We start from the raw sequence: 16,246 nt of genomic DNA, 5'->3' as shown, positions 1-16,246 counted from the left end.
TTTATCTTCATTTGCTGTCGCGCCCCTGTAATTTCACGGTTTTGAACGGTAGAATCATCGGCTTTCCGTAAAACCCCGTGGAGTGATGGCATGGCCGACGTAAACAAGGTCGTTCTCGCGTATTCCGGCGGCCTGGACACTTCGGTGATCCTCAAGTGGCTGCAGGATACTTATAACTGTGAAGTGGTGACCTTCACCGCTGACCTGGGTCAGGGCGAAGAGGTCGAACCTGCACGTGCCAAGGCGCAAGCCATGGGCGTGAAGGAGATCTACATTGACGACCTGCGCGAAGAGTTCGTCCGCGATTTCGTTTTCCCGATGTTTCGCGCCAACACTGTCTACGAAGGCGAGTACCTGCTGGGTACCTCCATCGCACGTCCCTTGATCGCCAAGCGCCTGATCGAAATCGCCAACGAAACCGGCGCCGACGCCATTTCCCACGGTGCCACCGGCAAGGGCAACGACCAGGTCCGTTTCGAATTGGGCGCCTATGCCCTGAAGCCAGGCGTGAAAGTGATTGCCCCTTGGCGTGAATGGGATCTGCTGTCCCGTGAGAAGCTGATGGATTACGCTGAAAAGCATGCCATCCCGATCGAGCGCCACGGCAAGAAAAAGTCCCCGTACTCGATGGATGCCAACTTGCTGCACATCTCCTATGAAGGCGGCGTGCTGGAAGACACCTGGACCGAACACGAAGAAGACATGTGGCGCTGGACCGTCTCTCCAGAGAACGCGCCGGACAAGCCGCAATATCTGGAACTGACCTACCGTAACGGCGATATCGTCGCGTTGGACGGCGTCGAAATGACCCCGGCCACCGTACTGGCGACGCTGAACCGTATCGGCGGCGAGCACGGCATCGGTCGTCTGGATATCGTCGAGAACCGTTACGTGGGCATGAAGTCCCGTGGCTGCTACGAGACTCCGGGCGGTACCATCATGCTGCGCGCCCACCGCGCTATCGAGTCCATCACCCTGGACCGTGAAGTCGCTCACCTCAAAGACGAACTGATGCCCAAGTACGCCAGCCTGATCTACACCGGCTACTGGTGGAGCCCGGAGCGTCTGATGTTGCAGCAGATGATCGACGCCTCCCAGGCCCACGTGAACGGCGTGGTGCGCCTGAAGCTGTACAAGGGCAATGTGATCGTCACCGGGCGCAAGTCCGATGAGTCGCTGTTCGACGCCAATATTGCCACCTTTGAAGAAGATGGCGGCGCTTACAATCAGGAAGACGCCGCAGGCTTCATCAAGCTCAATGCGCTGCGCATGCGCATCGCGGCCAACAAGGGTCGCAAGTTGTTCTAAACTGTTAGAACGATCATAAAAAATGGCTCCTCTAACGAGGGGCCATTTTTTTATGTCCGGAAAAGCTGTAAGCATATGTTTATAACTGTTTAAGATGCTGCCGAATATTCGGCAGAAGTTGGCCGTGTACGATATATCTATTTTTGCTGTGCTATTTTTTAGTTTGGCAAGTGCTTTCTATTTGAGTGGCTATAAAATTCAAAAAAACCTGTAGGTTATAACGTGTTTGTCAGCCAAGTCGGCGCCTGACTGCAAGATGTGCCTGGGAACTTTTCTCCAAGGACCTTTCTGCACGTGGATAGCGTCAGGTTTAACGTTTGCAAGGGACATTTCCTGAAACCCGTGTGCGGCGCGTTTATATTGGCCACGGAGTATGGCTATTTTCATTCGAAATATGTTTGCCTGCGGAAAGTTCTGAAAGCTCGAATGGAATATGACACGTCCTTACAGGCGTTTTTTTGTAGGTTAATTCCCATAGCTTTGTGGGGACGGTCTCTGCTTGCTGTTACTTGGGGGGGAGTGCTATGCCAAGAAGGAAACGACTAGGCTATTGTGCGGGCTCTGAATAATTCGAACAGCGAAATTGGACTTGCCCATGAATAAAGTGCTGATCGTGGATGATCATCCCGTCATTCGCCTTGCTGTACGGATGCTAATGGAGCGTCATGGATACGAGGTTGTTGCGGAGACCGATAACGGTGTCGATGCATTGCAACTCGCTCGGGAGCACATGCCGGACATTGTCATTCTGGATATTGGAATTCCTAAGCTCGATGGCCTGGAAGTTATTTGCCGGCTATCGTCAACCAAACAGGCGCAACCCTTCAAAGTGCTGGTGCTGACGTCCCAGGCTCCTGGCCACTTTTCCATGCGCTGCATGCAGGCGGGGGCGGCGGGCTACGTGTGCAAGCAACAGGACCTTACCGAGTTGCTCAGTGCGATAAAGGCAGTGCTGTCTGGCTACAGCTACTTCCCCAACCAGGCGCTCAATTCGGTGCGGTCCACGCAAGGGAATGCCAGTGAAGCGGACATGGTCGAGCGGCTCTCGGGCCGGGAGATGATGGTATTGCAGCAACTGGCGCGCGGGAAAACCAACAAGGAGATTGCCGATGGCATGTTCCTTAGCAACAAAACCGTGAGTACCTACAAGACTCGCTTGCTGCTCAAGCTCAATGCTCGATCGCTGGTGGATTTAATAGAACTCGCGCAACGTAACGGTCTGGTATAAACGTCAGGTGCAGTGTCGGGCGCCGTCGACGTCCGCACACAAAAAGCCTCCCGGCGGAGGCTTGTGGATGTGACCCGCTGGATTAAAGGTCGAAGTCGTAATCGGCCAACTGTTTTTGCAAGCGTCGCTCTTCCAGAAGGTTGTCGATTGTGCGGCGTTTGCTCAAATTGGTCTTGGCCACTTCTACAGGCGCTTCAGTCGCCTCATCCGAGTCCGTGGCAACAAAGTCATCCTCTACATCCACATCCAGTTGTTCTTTGCCAGTGCTCATAAGGTTAACTCCAGGCTAAGACTGCCATTGGCGCTCCTTATATCGACAAACGTCGGCCGGGTAAAAAAGATTTTTTCAATCGACTGATCCATAAAACCCATGGTTGCTCAATCGTCGGACGTCTTTTCCTTGTATTCGCACAAATCTTCGATCCGGCAGCTGCCGCAGCGGGGCTTTCGAGCCTGGCATACGTAGCGTCCATGCAGGATCAACCAGTGGTGGGAGTCGAGCAGGTAAGGTTTGGGTACAAACTTCATCAGCTGTTTTTCCACCTCCACCACATTTTTTCCTGGTGCGAGCCCGGTGCGGTTACTGACGCGGAAAATGTGCGTGTCCACCGCCATGGTCAATTGGCGAAACGCAGTATTGAGCACCACATTGGCGGTCTTGCGACCGACTCCTGGCAGGGCCTCGAGTGCCTCACGGGTTTGCGGTACTTCGCCGTTGTGACGCTCCACCAGCAAGCGACACGTCTCGATGACGTTTTTTGCCTTGCTGTTGTACAGGCCAATGGTCTTGATGTAATGCGACAACCCTTCAACCCCAAGCGCATGGATCGCTGCCGGTGTATTGGCCACGGGGAACAATTTGGCGGTGGCCTTGTTGACGCCAACGTCTGTCGACTGTGCGGACAAAATCACCGCGATCAGTAGCTCGAACGCTGAGGAGTAAGCCAATTCGGTTTTCGGTTCCGGGTTGTCTTCGTGCAGCCGACGGAAAATTTCCAGGCGTTTTGCGGCATTCATGGCGCGAACGGTTCCTTGCAAGCGGTCAGTGTGGTTTTGAACGGTGGGCCCAGGCCTGCCATCCGGCGAGCAGCAGGCCGAGCAGAATAAGCCCGCACGGGGCGAATGTGGCGAAGTGACTATCGATCAGGACGCGTGACAGCGTCATTGCCCACAGCAGCAGGCTGAATACGACAAACAGGCGAAACCGCAGCTTACCCTGGCCGGGTTGGAAGAACCCAGCCTGTTCGAGCAACACACATTGAACACCCAGCAGCAACAGATAAGCGCTCAGGTCCGCGGACACCTCCAGCGCCACGACCTGTACCGCCAAGTCGCCGCAACTGATCCAGGTCGCCGCCAGCAACACGCTCGCCATACGCAAACGGTGGCCACTGAGGTGATGACGAATCAGCTGCATGCTCACACTGTAGATCGTCACAATCACTGTCGAGACCATCCAGAAAACCAAGGCTTTCACCCAGGTGTCACTGACGCCAAGCACCGCTGGCAGTATCAACGCACCTACCGGCCAGACGGACTTACTCATCGGCGGGCCGCTCCAGCAAGTGCTGACGGTGCTCGTCAAAATAGCGCAGGGCGTCATGGATTGCGTTGAGCACGGCGCGCGAAGTGACAGTGGCGCCGGCCATTTGATCGAATTGTCCTCCGTCTTTTCTCAGGGCCCAGGCCCGCTCTTGCGGAGTGTTTGGCGCCAATCCCTTGAAGGCGGCAAGCCAGGGATGACCGGGTTCGGCAATGTGCCCGCCCAGACCAGGTGTTTCCGATTGCTTGAGGGTTTTTACCCCCAGTAATTTTCCATTGCTGGCGATTGCGATCAACAATTCAATACTGTCGTTGTAACCGATGGTTTGTGAGTGCAGGACCACGGCGCTTGGCTGCCCTGACAGCGTCGCGAGATAGCCATTGAGCAGTCGACTGTTGTTCAGCGCTACCGGACTCGCGAGCAGCGGATGCGCCAACGGCTGATTGTCGTAGCCAGCCAGCGGCAAGACATCCAGCAACCTGCGGTGTTGCAGATCGCGCTGTTGGGCGGCAATGGGCTGGGTGGTCAGTTGCTGCAGGGTCACGGTCAGGCCAGCGCCGGCGATAGCCACCAGCATCACGATGACTATTTCTCGTGTGGGCTTCATCCATCCACCGCCTGTGGCTTGGGTGCTGCCAGGCGTTCAAGCGCGGGCACCGCCAGGTTCATCATCAATACCGCAAACGCCACGCCATCGGCGTAACTGCCGCATGTGCGGATCAGGTAGGTGAGCAACCCCACGCCGATACCAAACAACAAACGCGCACGTGGGCTTTTAGCTCCGGATACCGGCTCGGTCACAATAAAAAATGCCCCGAGCATGGTTGCGCCGGTCAGCAGATGAAACAGCGGGGCGCCATGGGAATCCGATCCGGAGCCGTTCCAGCACACCAGGCTGATGACGAACAGGCTGGCGAGCATGCCCACCGGCGCGTGCCAACTGAAAACCCGTTGTTGAAGCAAAAAGACACCGCCGGCGAGAAACGCCAGATTGACCCATTCGCTGCCTTTGCCGGCGATGTGGCCGAAAGCCGGGCTATTGGCAAACAGTTCGTCGATGGTCAGGCTCTTATTGATTCGCAACGTATCGAGGGCCGTGGCCTGGGACCAGGCATCAGGTGCGTTGCCCGGTATGCCCAACACCTGTTGCAGACCCGCCAACAGGTCCATGCCATGGGGAGCAGGCCAGTGCGTCATCGGTTGCGGGAAGAGCACCAGCATCAGTGCATAGCCGAGCATGGCCGGGTTAAACGGATTCCGGTTGCCGCCATACAGGTGTTTCCCCAGCAGCAATGCACTGGCGACGGCGGCCACACCTATCCACCACGGGCAGTAAGGTGGCAGGGCCAAGGCCAGCAAGGTTGCGCTGACCAAGCCGCTGATATCACCGGGCGGCAAACCCAGCTGGTGCCTGCGTAGATGACAAATGCTGGCTTCCACGATCCATGCGCAAGCGCCTGCCAGGATCAGATTGATCAACACGCCCCAACCGTAAAACCAGAACAGCACCACCACCCCGGGAACTGTCGCCAGCAGCACGCGTTTCATTGCCTGTTGCTGATGGTCGACGGTCTCAAGTGTTGACATGCTTATCCACCAGACGTTGAGCGTCATCGAGCCGGTGTCGGGCGGCGGTCAACTCGGTTTCGCTGGTGCCCGGCTGACGCTGCAGTTTGCTCAGTGCGGCGCGGTGCATCGCCAGCTGGATTTTTGCACGCTTGAGATCGGGATCCTGATCCGGCGTGGGGGGCGCTACGACAGGGTTGTTCGCTTCGAGCAAAGCCAGCGCCTGCTCGGCCGCTTCAAACTGCTGCTGCAGAAGAATCAACTGCGACTGCTGTTCAAAGGTCGGCGGATGGCCAAAGGCTTTCAGGGATTTATTGAGTTGGGCCCGGCTCATCGCGAGGGTGATCTTGGCCTTTTTCAGCGCAGCGTCCATGTCTGCGGTTTTTTGTGCGCGGACGCGTTCAATCGCTGCCTGCAGCGGATTGCTCTGCATTTCCTCACTGGGCGTGGCGCGCTGGGTGCGAGCCAGGCGTTCGGCAAGCCGGAGCGCTTCCTCACGCTGCAGGCGCGCATTGCGCTGTTCGAAACGACGTCGGGCACGCTCGCGCTTGGTCGCGCGGGCTTGGTGCTCCTGGGCGCTGGTGGCCAGGCCACCGACAATTGGCAGCGTCTTGCCCGGTGACAGGGGGTGCATCTCAATGCAGTCCACCGGGCAAGGCGCGACACACAGGTCGCAACCGGTGCATTCATCAACGATCACCGTGTGCATCAGCTTGGCCGCGCCGAGGATCGCATCCACCGGGCAGGCCTGGATGCACTTGGTGCAACCGATGCATTCGGCTTCACGGATAAACGCCACTTGCGCCGGCGCTTCGCCCCGTGAGGTATCCAGCTCCACTGGCGCCACGTTCAACAGCTGTGCCAGGCCGGCGAGGGTCTCTTGACCGCCCGGTGGACACTTGTTGATGGCTTCGCCTTGGGCGATCCCTTCAGCATAGGGCTTGCAGCCAGGATGCCCACATTTGCCGCATTGGGTTTGTGGCAGCAAAGCGTCGATACGTTGAATCAGGCTCATGGTTTGATCATTGCGTTGAAACCCAGGAAAGCCACGCTCATCAACCCGGCACCGATCAGTTCCAGCGGCAGGCCTTTGAAGGGCTGGGGAATAGCGTTACCGGCGACACGTTGGCACAGATCGCTGAACAGACCGAGCGCCAGCCAGAAACCGAGGCCGGTTCCCAGGCTCAGGAGTGCCATGTCGACCAGGCCCTGATCGTTCCGGGCATCCGCCAGCACTACCCCGAGTACACCGGCGTTGCCCAGTAGCAGCGGCCATAGTCCGTCGAACGGTAGCCGTGGTGCCCACCTCGACAGGACGCGCAGCAACGGTTGAATCAGCCACGCGGTCATCGCCAGCCACATAAACAGTCGCAGCGAAACCAGCGCCGACGGTAGCAGCAAATAGTGATGCAGCAGGTAGCCCGATACGCCACTGAGTACCATCAGCAACAGGGTTGCGAGTCCCAGGGCATGCACCCGTCGACGCTCCGGAAACTGATCGTCGGGCAGCGGCATGCGCAACACGAAGTGGCTGATCAGGGCGGCGCTGGCAAGAGGGACAAGCATATCGGTCATGGTCGGGCCGGTTAAGCGAACAGGGCCTGATTATCCGGCAAGCACGGGGAGGGCACTACCTGAAACCGCCCGATAGCGAGCCATTGTCGTGACTATCGGGCGGTTTCAGTGTTACTTGATGCGCTGGCCAGGCTTGGCGCCGCTGTCGGGGCTCAGCAGGTAGATTTCCTCACCGCCGGGGCCCGCGGCCATCACCATGCCTTCGGAGATGCCGAAGCGCATCTTCCGTGGCTTGAGGTTGGCAATCATCATGGTCAGACGGCCTTCCAGCTTGGCCGGGTCCGGGTAGGCGCTCTTGATTCCGGAGAACACGTTGCGTTGCTCGTCACCGATGTCCAGGGTCAGGCGCAACAGCTTGTCAGCCCCTTCAACCGCTTCGGCCTTGAGGATCAGCGCGACGCGCAAGTCGACGGCGGCGAACGCGTCAAACTCGATTTCCGGGGACAGCGGATCCTTGGTCAGTTCGCCATTGCCCGCGGGTGCTGTTTCACCGGTGTCGGTCTGGCTGGCGGCGAGGTCTTCTTTCGACGCGTCGGTCATGGCCTGGACTTTTACTGGATCAATGCGGGTCATCAGCGGTTTGAAGGCGTTGAGCTGATGGTTGCTCAGCAGGCGGGCGTGGTCGTTCCAGGTCAACGGCGCGACATTCAGAAACGCCTCGGCATCGGCCGCCAGCAACGGCAGGACCGGCTTGAGGAAAATCACCAGTTGGCGGAACAGGTTGATGCCGGTGGCGCAGATCGCCTGGACTTCATCCTGCTTGCCTTCGAGTTTGTTCAGCGACCACGGCGCCTTGTCGGCGATCCAGGCATTGGCGCGGTCGGCCAGGCCCATGATCTCGCGCATGGCGCGGGCGAAATCGCGGGCTTCATACGCGTCGGCGATGCTTGGCGCGGCAGCCAGGAAGGCCTCGGTCAGCTCTGGCGCGGCATTCACCGGGACCATGATGCCGGCGTTGCCCTTGTGGATAAAACCGGCGCAGCGGCTGGCGATATTGACGACTTTGCCGACCAGGTCGGAGTTGACCTTCTGTACGAAGTCTTCCAGGTTCAGGTCCAGGTCGTCGACCCCACGGCCCAGCTTGGAGGCGTAGTAATAACGCAGGTATTCCGGTGACAGGTGATCCAGGTAGGTGCGCGCCTTGATAAAGGTGCCACGGGATTTGGACATCTTCTGGCCGTTGACCGTCAGATAACCGTGCACATTGATGCCGGTCGGCTTGCGGTAGCCCGAACCTTCGAGCATCGCAGGCCAGAACAGCGCGTGGAAGTTGACGATGTCCTTGCCTATGAAGTGGTACAGCTCGGCCGTGGAGTCCTTGCCCCAGAACGCGTCGAAATCCAGCTCAGGCGTGCGGGCGCAGAGGTTCTTGAAGCTCGCCATGTAGCCAATCGGCGCGTCCAGCCATACGTAGAAATACTTGCCCGGCTCATCGGGGATTTCGAAGCCGAAGTACGGCGCATCCCGGGAGATGTCCCACTGTTGCAGGCCGGCGTCCAGCCACTCGGCGAGCTTGTTCGCCACGGCGTCTTGCAGGGTGCCGCTGCGGGTCCAGGTCTGCAGCATCTGCTGGAAATCCGGGAGCTTGAAGAAGAAGTGCTGGGAATCCTTGAGCACCGGAGTGGCGCCAGAGATGGCCGACTTCGGGTCCTTCAGATCGGTAGGCGCATACGTCGCGCCGCATTTTTCGCAGTTATCGCCGTACTGGTCTGCCGTACCGCATTTCGGGCAGGTGCCCTTGATGAAGCGGTCGGCCAGGAACATTTTCTTTTCCGGGTCGAAATACTGGGTGATCGAGCGCGTGGCTATGTGCCCGGCGTCACGCAGCTTCAGGTAGATCTGGCTCGACAGCTCGCGGTTTTCTTCGGAGTGGGTCGAGTGGAAGTTGTCGAAGTCGACCAGGAACTCGGTAAAGTCGGCGCTGTGTTCAGCCTGCACGTTGGCGATCAGTTGTTCCGGGGTGATGCCTTCCTTTTCGGCGCGCAACATGATGGCCGAACCGTGGGCGTCGTCCGCGCAGACATAAATGCATTGATTGCCGCGATGCTTCTGGAAGCGCACCCACATATCAGTCTGGATGTACTCAAGCATATGGCCAAGGTGGATCGAACCATTGGCATAGGGCAGGGCGCTGGTGACGAGGATCTTGCGTGGCTCGGACATGGGGCTCGGCTACTTGATGAAACGGAGGTCGGCCACTATAAAGCGCCGGGAAATATATTTCACCCCGTGCGGCTGTTTCAGCGTTTTCCAACGTCGCGAAACATGCCCTTCGCCGCCGGAACGGTTAGGATAGCCGCCTGTTTTAGTCTGTCTTTTCGGGAGTAGCCCATGAGCGCCGTTAATCGTGCAGCGGTGGAAGCCGTCCTTCGCCAGTACACCGACCCCTATCTGAACCAGGACCCGGTCAGCGCCGGCTGTGTCCGGGCCATTGACGTACGGGGCGATCAGGTCACGGTCCAGCTTGAGTTGGGTTACGCCGCGGGACTGTTCAAAAGTGGCTGGGCGCAGATGCTGCAAATGGCGATTGAAGGCCTGGACGGTGTCAGCGCCGCGCAGGTCGATATCCAGTGTGTGATTGCGCCACACAAGGCGCAGGCGCAGATTCCGGGCATGGCCAACGTCAAGAACGTGGTAGCCGTGGCGTCGGGCAAGGGCGGCGTGGGCAAGTCCACGACAGCAGCCAACCTGGCGCTGGCCCTCGCCCGCGAAGGCGCGCGGGTCGGGATTCTCGACGCCGACATCTATGGTCCCAGCCAAGGCGTGATGTTCGGCATTGCCGAAGGCACCCGCCCCAAAATCAAGGACCAGAAATGGTTCGTGCCGATCGAGGCTCATGGTGTGGAAGTGATGTCCATGGCGTTTCTGACCGACGAGAACACGCCGATGGTCTGGCGCGGGCCGATGGTCTCCGGCGCCTTGCTGCAACTGGTCACGCAGACCGACTGGGGCAATCTGGACTACCTGGTGATCGACATGCCGCCGGGCACTGGCGATATCCAACTGACCCTGGCGCAAAAGGTCCCGGTCGCGGGTTCGGTCATCGTGACCACGCCGCAGGACCTGGCGCTGCTGGATGCCCGCAAAGGTGTGGAAATGTTCCGTAAAGTCAGCATCCCCGTGCTGGGTGTCGTGGAAAACATGGCGGTGCACATCTGTTCCAACTGTGGTCATGCCGAGCATTTGTTCGGTGAGGGCGGCGGTGAGAAGTTGGCCACGCAATATGGCGTCGAACTGCTGGCGTCGTTGCCGCTGTCGATGGGCATTCGTGAACAGGCCGACGGCGGCAAGCCAACCGTGATTGCCGAGCCCGACGGCCAGATCGCCATGGTCTATCAGGAACTGGCCCGTCATGTGGGCGCGCGAATTGTCCTGCAGGAAGCGGGTTCACAGGCAATGCCGACCATTACTGTCAGCGACGACTGATCGGACTGAAAGTAAACAAGCCTCGACCTTGTCGGGGCTTTTTCTTGTGTGGCGCAGTTCCTGGACGGTGCCGATTACGCTTTTACCCGGTTGCTGGTGTAAGCATTCGCTTACTTTTTCGTAAGCGTTCGGTCTATTTGCCCTCCCGGCACGTCTCGATGGGTCAGCTGAAGTTTCTATCTCATTGAAAAACAACATCTATTTATTCTGTTTCAAGTGGGTCAGCAGTCAGTGATTGCGATGGGTTCCGTTTGAACTTAATCGGGAAGTCTCTAACATCAGTCCTGTGTCCACGGATTGACACAGTCATCAAGGAACGATGATTCAGGGAACCTCGCAGGATGCGATTCATCAGGATGATGAAAAGGAACACAGGGACTAGGGAAAAAATGTGGGCGGGTCAAACCGCCCCTTTTTTTTGCCTGTAGAAAAGTAGAAAGCCCTAAACGCAAAAAGGCCCGCAAGGGGCCTTTGAAGAACAGCGACGCAATCAGCGTTCGAGGTCTTTGATCTTGCCTTTCACGCCATCCCACTCTTCTGCGTCAGGCAGCGATTCTTTCTTCTCGGTGATATTCGGCCAGATTTCCGCCAGTTCGACGTTCAACTGAATAAACTCCTGCATATCCTCCGGTACTTCATCTTCGGAGAAAATCGCAACGGCCGGGCATTCTGGCTCACACAGGGCGCAGTCAATGCACTCGTCCGGGTGGATGACCAGGAAATTCGGGCCTTCGTAAAAGCAGTCCACCGGACACACTTCTACGCAGTCGGTGTACTTGCACTTGATGCAGTTGTCGGTGACGACGAAGGTCATTTCTAATTCTCTCCTCAGGCGGCGGCAGCGAAACCCCTTATGGCAGGGCTCGCGAGGTTCGGGAGCGATAGTCTGCGAACCAGGCTAAAAGCCCGCAGCATCCCAAACCGCGCGAGATAATATCAGCTTGCAAGCGTCTGCGTTAGACCCGTGTCTTCAGTGCATATAGCAATTCCAACGCTTTTCGCGGAGTCAAGTCGTCCAGGTCAAGCTTTGCCAACTCATCCAGCACCGGATGCGGCAGGCTGGCGAACATATCGCTTTGCTGCGGCACGCCCGGTTTGCTGGTGGCTTTGGCTGGGCTGGCGACCACCGACTCGTGAGGCAGCGCGGTGGTTTCCAGGCGGCTCAGGTGTTCGCGCGCGCGGCTGATGACAGGTGTCGGGACTCCGGCCAGTTGGGCCACGGCCAAGCCATAGCTCTGGCTGGCCGGGCCCGGTAGCACGTGGTGCAGGAACACGATGCGCTCGTTGTGCTCGGTGGCATTGAGATGCACGTTGGCCACCAGCGGTTCGTTTTCCGGCAACACCGTCAGTTCGAAGTAGTGGGTGGCGAACAATGTATAGGCCCGCAGTTGAGCCAGGCGCTCGGCCGCCGCCCAGGCCAGGGACAGGCCGTCGAAGGTGCTGGTGCCGCGGCCGACTTCATCCATCAGTACCAGGCTGCGTTCGGTGGCGTTGTGCAGGATATTGGCGGTTTCGCTCATTTCCACCATAAAGGTCGAACGGCCACCGGCCAGGTCATCGCTGGAACCGATACGGGTGAAGATGCGGTCCACCAGCGACAGTTCGCAACTGGCTGCCGGCACGAAGCTGCCGATGTGCGCCAGCAGCACGATCAAGGCGGTCTGGCGCATGTAGGTGGATTTACCGCCCATGTTTGGACCGGTAATTACCAGCATGCGGGTATCGTCGTCCAGCGACAGGTCGTTGGCCACGAATGGCGTGGTCAGCACCTGCTCCACCACCGGATGGCGGCCCTGGACGATACGCATGCACGGCTCGCTGACAAAACGCGGGCAGTTCAGGTCCAGGTTCAGCGCACGTTCGGCGAGGTTGCTCAACACATCCAGTTCGGCCAAGGCGGCGGCGGTGTCTTGCAGCGGCGCGAGGCGGCTGATCAAGTCTTCGAGCAAGGCTTCATAGAGCATCTTTTCGCGCGCGAGGGCGCGACTTTTGGCCGACAGCGCCTTGTCTTCGAATTCTTTCAACTCCGGCGTAATAAAACGCTCGGCACCTTTAAGCGTCTGACGTCGCTGGTAATCGATCGGCGCCTGCTCGGCCTGTTTGCTTGGCAACTCAATAAAGTAGCCGTGGACGCGGTTATAACCGACCTTCAGGTTGGCCAGGCCGGTGCGGGCTTTCTCGCGAGCTTCCAGGTCAATCAGGAACTGCCCGGCGTTTTCGCTCAGCGATTGCAGCTCATCCAGTTCGCTGTCGTAGCCGGTCTTCAATACGCCGCCATCACGGATGATCGCCGGCGGGTTGTCGATGATGGCTTTTTCCAGCAGGGCCGCGAGGTCCGGGTAGGTGCCGGTGGTGACGGCCAGCTGCTGCAGGTGCGGCGTGTCCAGTTCGCTCATCGCTATTTGCAATTGCGGCAGGGCTCCGAGGGCATCACGCAGCCGCGCCAAGTCACGGGGGCGCGCGTTACGCAGGCCGATCCGCGCCAGGATGCGCTCGATGTCACCGATTTCCTTGAGCTGCGGCTGCAGCTTTTCAAAGCGATAACCATCCAGCAGGCAGGTAATGGACGACTGACGCGCTTGCAGCACCGTCAGATCCCGCAGCGGGCGGTTCAACCAGCGGGTCAGCAAGCGGCTGCCCATCGCGGTCTGGCAGCGATCGACCACCGATTGCAGGGTGTTATCGCGGCCGCCGGCGAGGTTGGTGTCCAGCTCCAGGTTGCGACGGCTGGCGCCGTCCAGCACCACGGTGTCGTCCAGGCGTTCATGGCGCAGGCTGCGCAAGTGCGGCAGGGCGGTGCGCTGGGTTTCCTTGGCATAACTGAGCAGGCAACCGGCAGCGCCGATCGCCAGGGTCAGTGTTTCACAGCCGAAGCCCTTGAGGTCTTGCACCGAGAATTGCTGGCACAGGCTTTTCAGCGCTGAATCGCGCTCGAAATCCCACGGAGCACGACGCTTGGTCCCACGGCGTTTTTCCGCCGGCAGGTCCTTGGGCCAGTCATCCGGGATCATCAGCTCCACCGGATTGATGCGCTCCAATTCCGCCAGCAGGTTTTCCCAGCCCTTGATTTCCTGCACGCTGAAGTTGCCGCTGGTGATATCCAGCACCGCCAGGCCAAACAGGCGCTCATCCCCCAGCACCGCGGCGATCAGGTTGTCACGACGTTCATCCAGCAACGCCTCGTCACTCACCGTGCCCGGCGTAATGATGCGCACCACCTGGCGTTCCACCGGTCCCTTGCTGGTCGCCGGATCGCCGACCTGTTCGCAGATCACCACCGACTCGCCCAGCTTCACCAGCTTGACCAGATAACCTTCCAGCGAGTGGTAGGGAATCCCGCACATCGGGATCGACTGCCCGGCCGACTGCCCACGCGCGGTCAGGGTGATGTCCAGCAACTTGGCGGCCTTCTTCGCGTCCTCATAGAAGATCTCGTAGAAGTCGCCCATGCGATAGAACATCAACTGGTCCGGGTGCTGGTTTTTCAGGCGCCAGTACTGTTGCATCATCGGGGTGTGGGAGGACAGATCGGAAGTGTTTTTACTCATCAGATACTTAGCGGATTCGTTGAAAGTGATGGGGCAAAGGGGGCACTTGGCCCTAATGCCGATCAGTTAAGCCTTTTTCTGTAGGAGCGAGCTCGCTCGCGAAGAACGCCAAGGCATCGCGTTTACCCAGAATGCACGCGTTATCGTTGATGTTTTTCGCGAGCAAGCTCGCTCCTACAGTAGTCGGCGTTCCTTTAACTGACCGGCATTTGGCGCTTGGCCCAGCATTTTTTGCGATGGACGCAAGGTTAACACGCAAGGTCAGTGCTTCGCAGCGCGTAGACGGCCAAGCGTAAAAACGGTTTTTATGCATGAAATATGCAAAATAGCATTTGCCATCGATTAAAACTGGCCTCAATATCCGCGCTATGCAAAAACGCAACGTTTCTATCGTATTAAGAGAGCTGCTGGATCGCGACGCAATCTCCCCCACGGAGCTGCATCGCCGCACCGGTGTGCCTCAATCCACTCTGTCCCGGATCCTCAGCGGCAAGATCGTTGATCCGTCGGACAAGCATATCTCGCGCATTGCCGATTACTTTCGCGTCAGCACCGACCAATTGCGCGGGCGCGCGGCCGCAGTGTGGCAGGATGAGCGTGATCCGATGCATTCGGAACTCAAGGACATAAGCCTGTGGGACGACGATACCCCCGTCAATGATGACGAGGTCTCGATCCCCTTTCTGCGCGAGGTTGAATTGGCTGCTGGATCAGGAAGATTCGTCATCGAGGAAAGCGAGAAGGCCAGCTTGCGTTTCGGCAAGCGCAGCCTGCGTCACAATGGTGTGCAATTCGACCAGGCCAAATGCGTAACGGTACGTGGCAACAGCATGCTGCCAGTGCTGCGTGATGGTGCGACGGTGGGCGTCAATGCTGGCAAGAGCGGAATTGGTGACATTGTCGATGGTGACCTGTATGCCATCAATCACAACGGTCAATTGCGGGTCAAACAGCTCTATCGCCTGCCTACGGGCATTCGTCTGCGCAGTTTTAATCGCGATGAACACCCGGATGAGGACTACAGCTTCCAGGAAATCCAGGAAGAGCAGATCAGCATCCTCGGTCACGTTTTCTGGTGGGGCATGTACGCCCGGTAACCGCAGTCTGTAAGAAACCAGCCCGCTGCTACGCGGGCTTTTTTTCGCCTGTAAGAAACCCGATAAGTGACTGACCGACACCGCCTTTATGCGTTCGTGCATTGCACTGCTAAAAATAAATGCATTTATGCATTGACTGTATATGCATACATGCATATTCTGTGTCTCAAGCCAGCCGGAAACGCTGGTGGAGGCGGCAAGGATGCCGCCAGGAAAGACAAGGATGTCACGCAATACCGGCATGGACGCCACCGAGCGGTGGCAAGGATGCCAGGCAACACCGGCAGGACGCCGACGCTCTTTAGTTTCACGGTTTTACCACAGGCAGCGATGAACCGGCCTTGACGGTTCAGAGGGTTGGCAACTGACCCGGGTGTGCAGCGTAAAGCACCAAAAGCAGTTATCCGGCGGACAGGGATCGTGGTCGGAAAAACATCTAGGAAAGATCCGTACCGCGCCAGTAGCGCCGAAAGATCGAGGACTGCATTACTGAAAAGCCTGGGCAACCGGGCTTTTTGGAATGCTTACCGCTAAACCATCCACCCATTCATCAAAACACCGGCGACGTGCCGGTTTTACTCATTCCAGGAGGCGTGACATGACAGACGAGCAGCAAGCGTTAGCGGAAATGCCTATCTGGCTGGTCATTATATTGGCCCTGATCGGCGGGGTTTCAGGCGAAATGTGGCGAGCCGACAAGGAGGGCGCTCGCGGTTGGTCACTGGTGCGGCGGCTGGCCTTGCGTTCCGGGGCGTGCATGGTGTGCGGGGTGTCGGCACTGATGTTGCTGTACGCCGCCGGCATGTCGATCTGGACCGCCGGCGCCCTCGGTTGCTTGACCGCGATGGCCGGCGCCGACGTCGCCATTGGCCTTTATGAACGTTGGGCGGCGAAGCGGATCGGGGTGAATGAGCCGCCAGGTTCCCGCCCGGACCAGCCGTGACAGTTGCAAGGA

General features: G+C 58.4%; 14 protein-coding genes and 1 pseudogene. 5 read left to right on the top strand and 10 right to left on the bottom strand.

What is annotated here, in order from left to right; translation table 11 throughout:
• Positions 1–90: 90 nt before the first annotated feature.
• Entirely contained in the window at positions 91–1,308 is a 1,218-nt protein-coding gene (locus AC6CIA_RS17990) for an argininosuccinate synthase (protein WP_498313870.1), read from the top strand.
• A gap of 595 nt (positions 1,309–1,903) precedes the next feature.
• Positions 1,904–2,536 (top strand): response regulator, encoded by a 633-nt coding sequence (locus tag AC6CIA_RS17985; protein ID WP_339532098.1) that lies wholly within the window; start codon positions 1,904–1,906, stop codon positions 2,534–2,536.
• Between the two features lie 82 nt (positions 2,537–2,618).
• Here the strand turns inward: AC6CIA_RS17985 and AC6CIA_RS17980 are convergent, their stop codons facing one another.
• The 8 genes and pseudogenes from AC6CIA_RS17980 to metG all read right to left on the bottom strand — a co-directional run bounded on the left by AC6CIA_RS17980 (position 2,619) and on the right by metG (position 9,383).
• Positions 2,619–2,807 carry a PA3496 family putative envelope integrity protein gene (locus AC6CIA_RS17980; RefSeq protein WP_339532099.1) on the bottom strand — a complete coding sequence of 63 codons (189 nt, stop codon included), beginning with the start codon at positions 2,805–2,807 and terminating at the stop codon, positions 2,619–2,621.
• 107 nt (positions 2,808–2,914) lie between these two features.
• Positions 2,915–3,553: an endonuclease III gene (gene nth, locus AC6CIA_RS17975; protein WP_084381368.1), complete on the bottom strand. Its 639-nt coding sequence runs from the start codon at positions 3,551–3,553 to the stop codon at positions 2,915–2,917.
• 217 nt (positions 3,554–3,770) lie between these two features.
• Positions 3,771–4,082 (bottom strand): annotated as a pseudogene (locus AC6CIA_RS17970) (Rnf-Nqr domain containing protein); the annotation flags it as partial.
• A complete protein-coding gene (locus tag AC6CIA_RS17965; protein WP_498313868.1) occupies positions 4,075–4,686 on the bottom strand; it encodes an RnfABCDGE type electron transport complex subunit G in 612 nt (203 codons plus the stop codon). The pseudogene AC6CIA_RS17970 and the gene AC6CIA_RS17965, both read right to left, overlap by 8 nt.
• Positions 4,683–5,666, bottom strand: coding sequence for an RnfABCDGE type electron transport complex subunit D (locus tag AC6CIA_RS17960; RefSeq protein ID WP_498313866.1), 984 nt, complete (start codon positions 5,664–5,666; stop codon positions 4,683–4,685). Before AC6CIA_RS17960 ends, AC6CIA_RS17965 begins: the two co-directional genes overlap by 4 nt.
• A complete protein-coding gene (gene rsxB / locus AC6CIA_RS17955) occupies positions 5,653–6,660 on the bottom strand; it encodes an electron transport complex subunit RsxB (protein WP_498313864.1) in 1,008 nt (335 codons plus the stop codon). Before rsxB ends, AC6CIA_RS17960 begins: the two co-directional genes overlap by 14 nt.
• Positions 6,657–7,220: an Rnf-Nqr domain containing protein gene (locus AC6CIA_RS17950; protein WP_498313862.1), complete on the bottom strand. Its 564-nt coding sequence runs from the start codon at positions 7,218–7,220 to the stop codon at positions 6,657–6,659. Before AC6CIA_RS17950 ends, rsxB begins: the two co-directional genes overlap by 4 nt.
• Before the next feature lie 111 nt (positions 7,221–7,331).
• Complete coding sequence (gene metG, locus AC6CIA_RS17945) at positions 7,332–9,383, bottom strand: methionine--tRNA ligase (RefSeq protein ID WP_498313860.1); 2,052 nt, start codon at positions 9,381–9,383, stop codon at positions 7,332–7,334.
• Between the two features lie 168 nt (positions 9,384–9,551).
• Between metG and apbC the strand changes: the two genes are divergently transcribed.
• Positions 9,552–10,646, top strand: a complete 1,095-nt coding sequence (apbC, locus tag AC6CIA_RS17940) for an iron-sulfur cluster carrier protein ApbC (RefSeq protein WP_498313858.1) — start codon at positions 9,552–9,554, stop codon at positions 10,644–10,646.
• 490 nt (positions 10,647–11,136) lie between these two features.
• Here the strand turns inward: apbC and fdxA are convergent, their stop codons facing one another.
• Entirely contained in the window at positions 11,137–11,460 is a 324-nt protein-coding gene (fdxA, locus tag AC6CIA_RS17935; protein ID WP_003222178.1) for a ferredoxin FdxA, read from the bottom strand.
• A 142-nt stretch (positions 11,461–11,602) separates the two neighbouring features.
• Positions 11,603–14,194, bottom strand: a complete 2,592-nt coding sequence (gene mutS / locus AC6CIA_RS17930) for a DNA mismatch repair protein MutS (protein ID WP_498313857.1) — start codon at positions 14,192–14,194, stop codon at positions 11,603–11,605.
• A gap of 368 nt (positions 14,195–14,562) precedes the next feature.
• Between mutS and AC6CIA_RS17925 the strand changes: the two genes are divergently transcribed.
• Positions 14,563–15,291 (top strand): LexA family transcriptional regulator, encoded by a 729-nt coding sequence (locus tag AC6CIA_RS17925; protein WP_339532108.1) that lies wholly within the window; start codon positions 14,563–14,565, stop codon positions 15,289–15,291.
• Between the two features lie 598 nt (positions 15,292–15,889).
• Positions 15,890–16,234 (top strand): phage holin family protein, encoded by a 345-nt coding sequence (locus AC6CIA_RS17920; RefSeq protein ID WP_339532109.1) that lies wholly within the window; start codon positions 15,890–15,892, stop codon positions 16,232–16,234.
• Positions 16,235–16,246 lie beyond the last annotated feature (12 nt).

It is taken from the genome of Pseudomonas sp. GQ91 (assembly GCF_059758795.1).
This window is presented reverse-complemented; position numbering and strand designations above follow the sequence as displayed.

What these genes read in the sequence shown, in the direction of transcription:
- metG (WP_498313860.1), bottom strand. Translation starts at nt 9,383, where the DNA reads ATGTCCGAGCCACGCAAGATCCTCGTCACCAGCGCCCTGCCCTATGCC.
- fdxA (WP_003222178.1), bottom strand. Translation starts at nt 11,460, where the DNA reads ATGACCTTCGTCGTCACCGACAACTGCATCAAGTGCAAGTACACCGAC.
- AC6CIA_RS17990 (WP_498313870.1), top strand. Translation starts at nt 91, where the DNA reads ATGGCCGACGTAAACAAGGTCGTTCTCGCGTATTCCGGCGGCCTGGAC.
- AC6CIA_RS17950 (WP_498313862.1), bottom strand. Translation starts at nt 7,220, where the DNA reads ATGACCGATATGCTTGTCCCTCTTGCCAGCGCCGCCCTGATCAGCCAC.
- AC6CIA_RS17980 (WP_339532099.1), bottom strand. Translation starts at nt 2,807, where the DNA reads ATGAGCACTGGCAAAGAACAACTGGATGTGGATGTAGAGGATGACTTT.
- rsxB (WP_498313864.1), bottom strand. Translation starts at nt 6,660, where the DNA reads ATGAGCCTGATTCAACGTATCGACGCTTTGCTGCCACAAACCCAATGC.
- AC6CIA_RS17925 (WP_339532108.1), top strand. Translation starts at nt 14,563, where the DNA reads ATGCAAAAACGCAACGTTTCTATCGTATTAAGAGAGCTGCTGGATCGC.
- apbC (WP_498313858.1), top strand. Translation starts at nt 9,552, where the DNA reads ATGAGCGCCGTTAATCGTGCAGCGGTGGAAGCCGTCCTTCGCCAGTAC.
- AC6CIA_RS17965 (WP_498313868.1), bottom strand. Translation starts at nt 4,686, where the DNA reads ATGAAGCCCACACGAGAAATAGTCATCGTGATGCTGGTGGCTATCGCC.
- mutS (WP_498313857.1), bottom strand. Translation starts at nt 14,194, where the DNA reads ATGAGTAAAAACACTTCCGATCTGTCCTCCCACACCCCGATGATGCAA.
- AC6CIA_RS17960 (WP_498313866.1), bottom strand. Translation starts at nt 5,666, where the DNA reads ATGTCAACACTTGAGACCGTCGACCATCAGCAACAGGCAATGAAACGC.
- AC6CIA_RS17985 (WP_339532098.1), top strand. Translation starts at nt 1,904, where the DNA reads ATGAATAAAGTGCTGATCGTGGATGATCATCCCGTCATTCGCCTTGCT.
- nth (WP_084381368.1), bottom strand. Translation starts at nt 3,553, where the DNA reads ATGAATGCCGCAAAACGCCTGGAAATTTTCCGTCGGCTGCACGAAGAC.
- AC6CIA_RS17920 (WP_339532109.1), top strand. Translation starts at nt 15,890, where the DNA reads ATGACAGACGAGCAGCAAGCGTTAGCGGAAATGCCTATCTGGCTGGTC.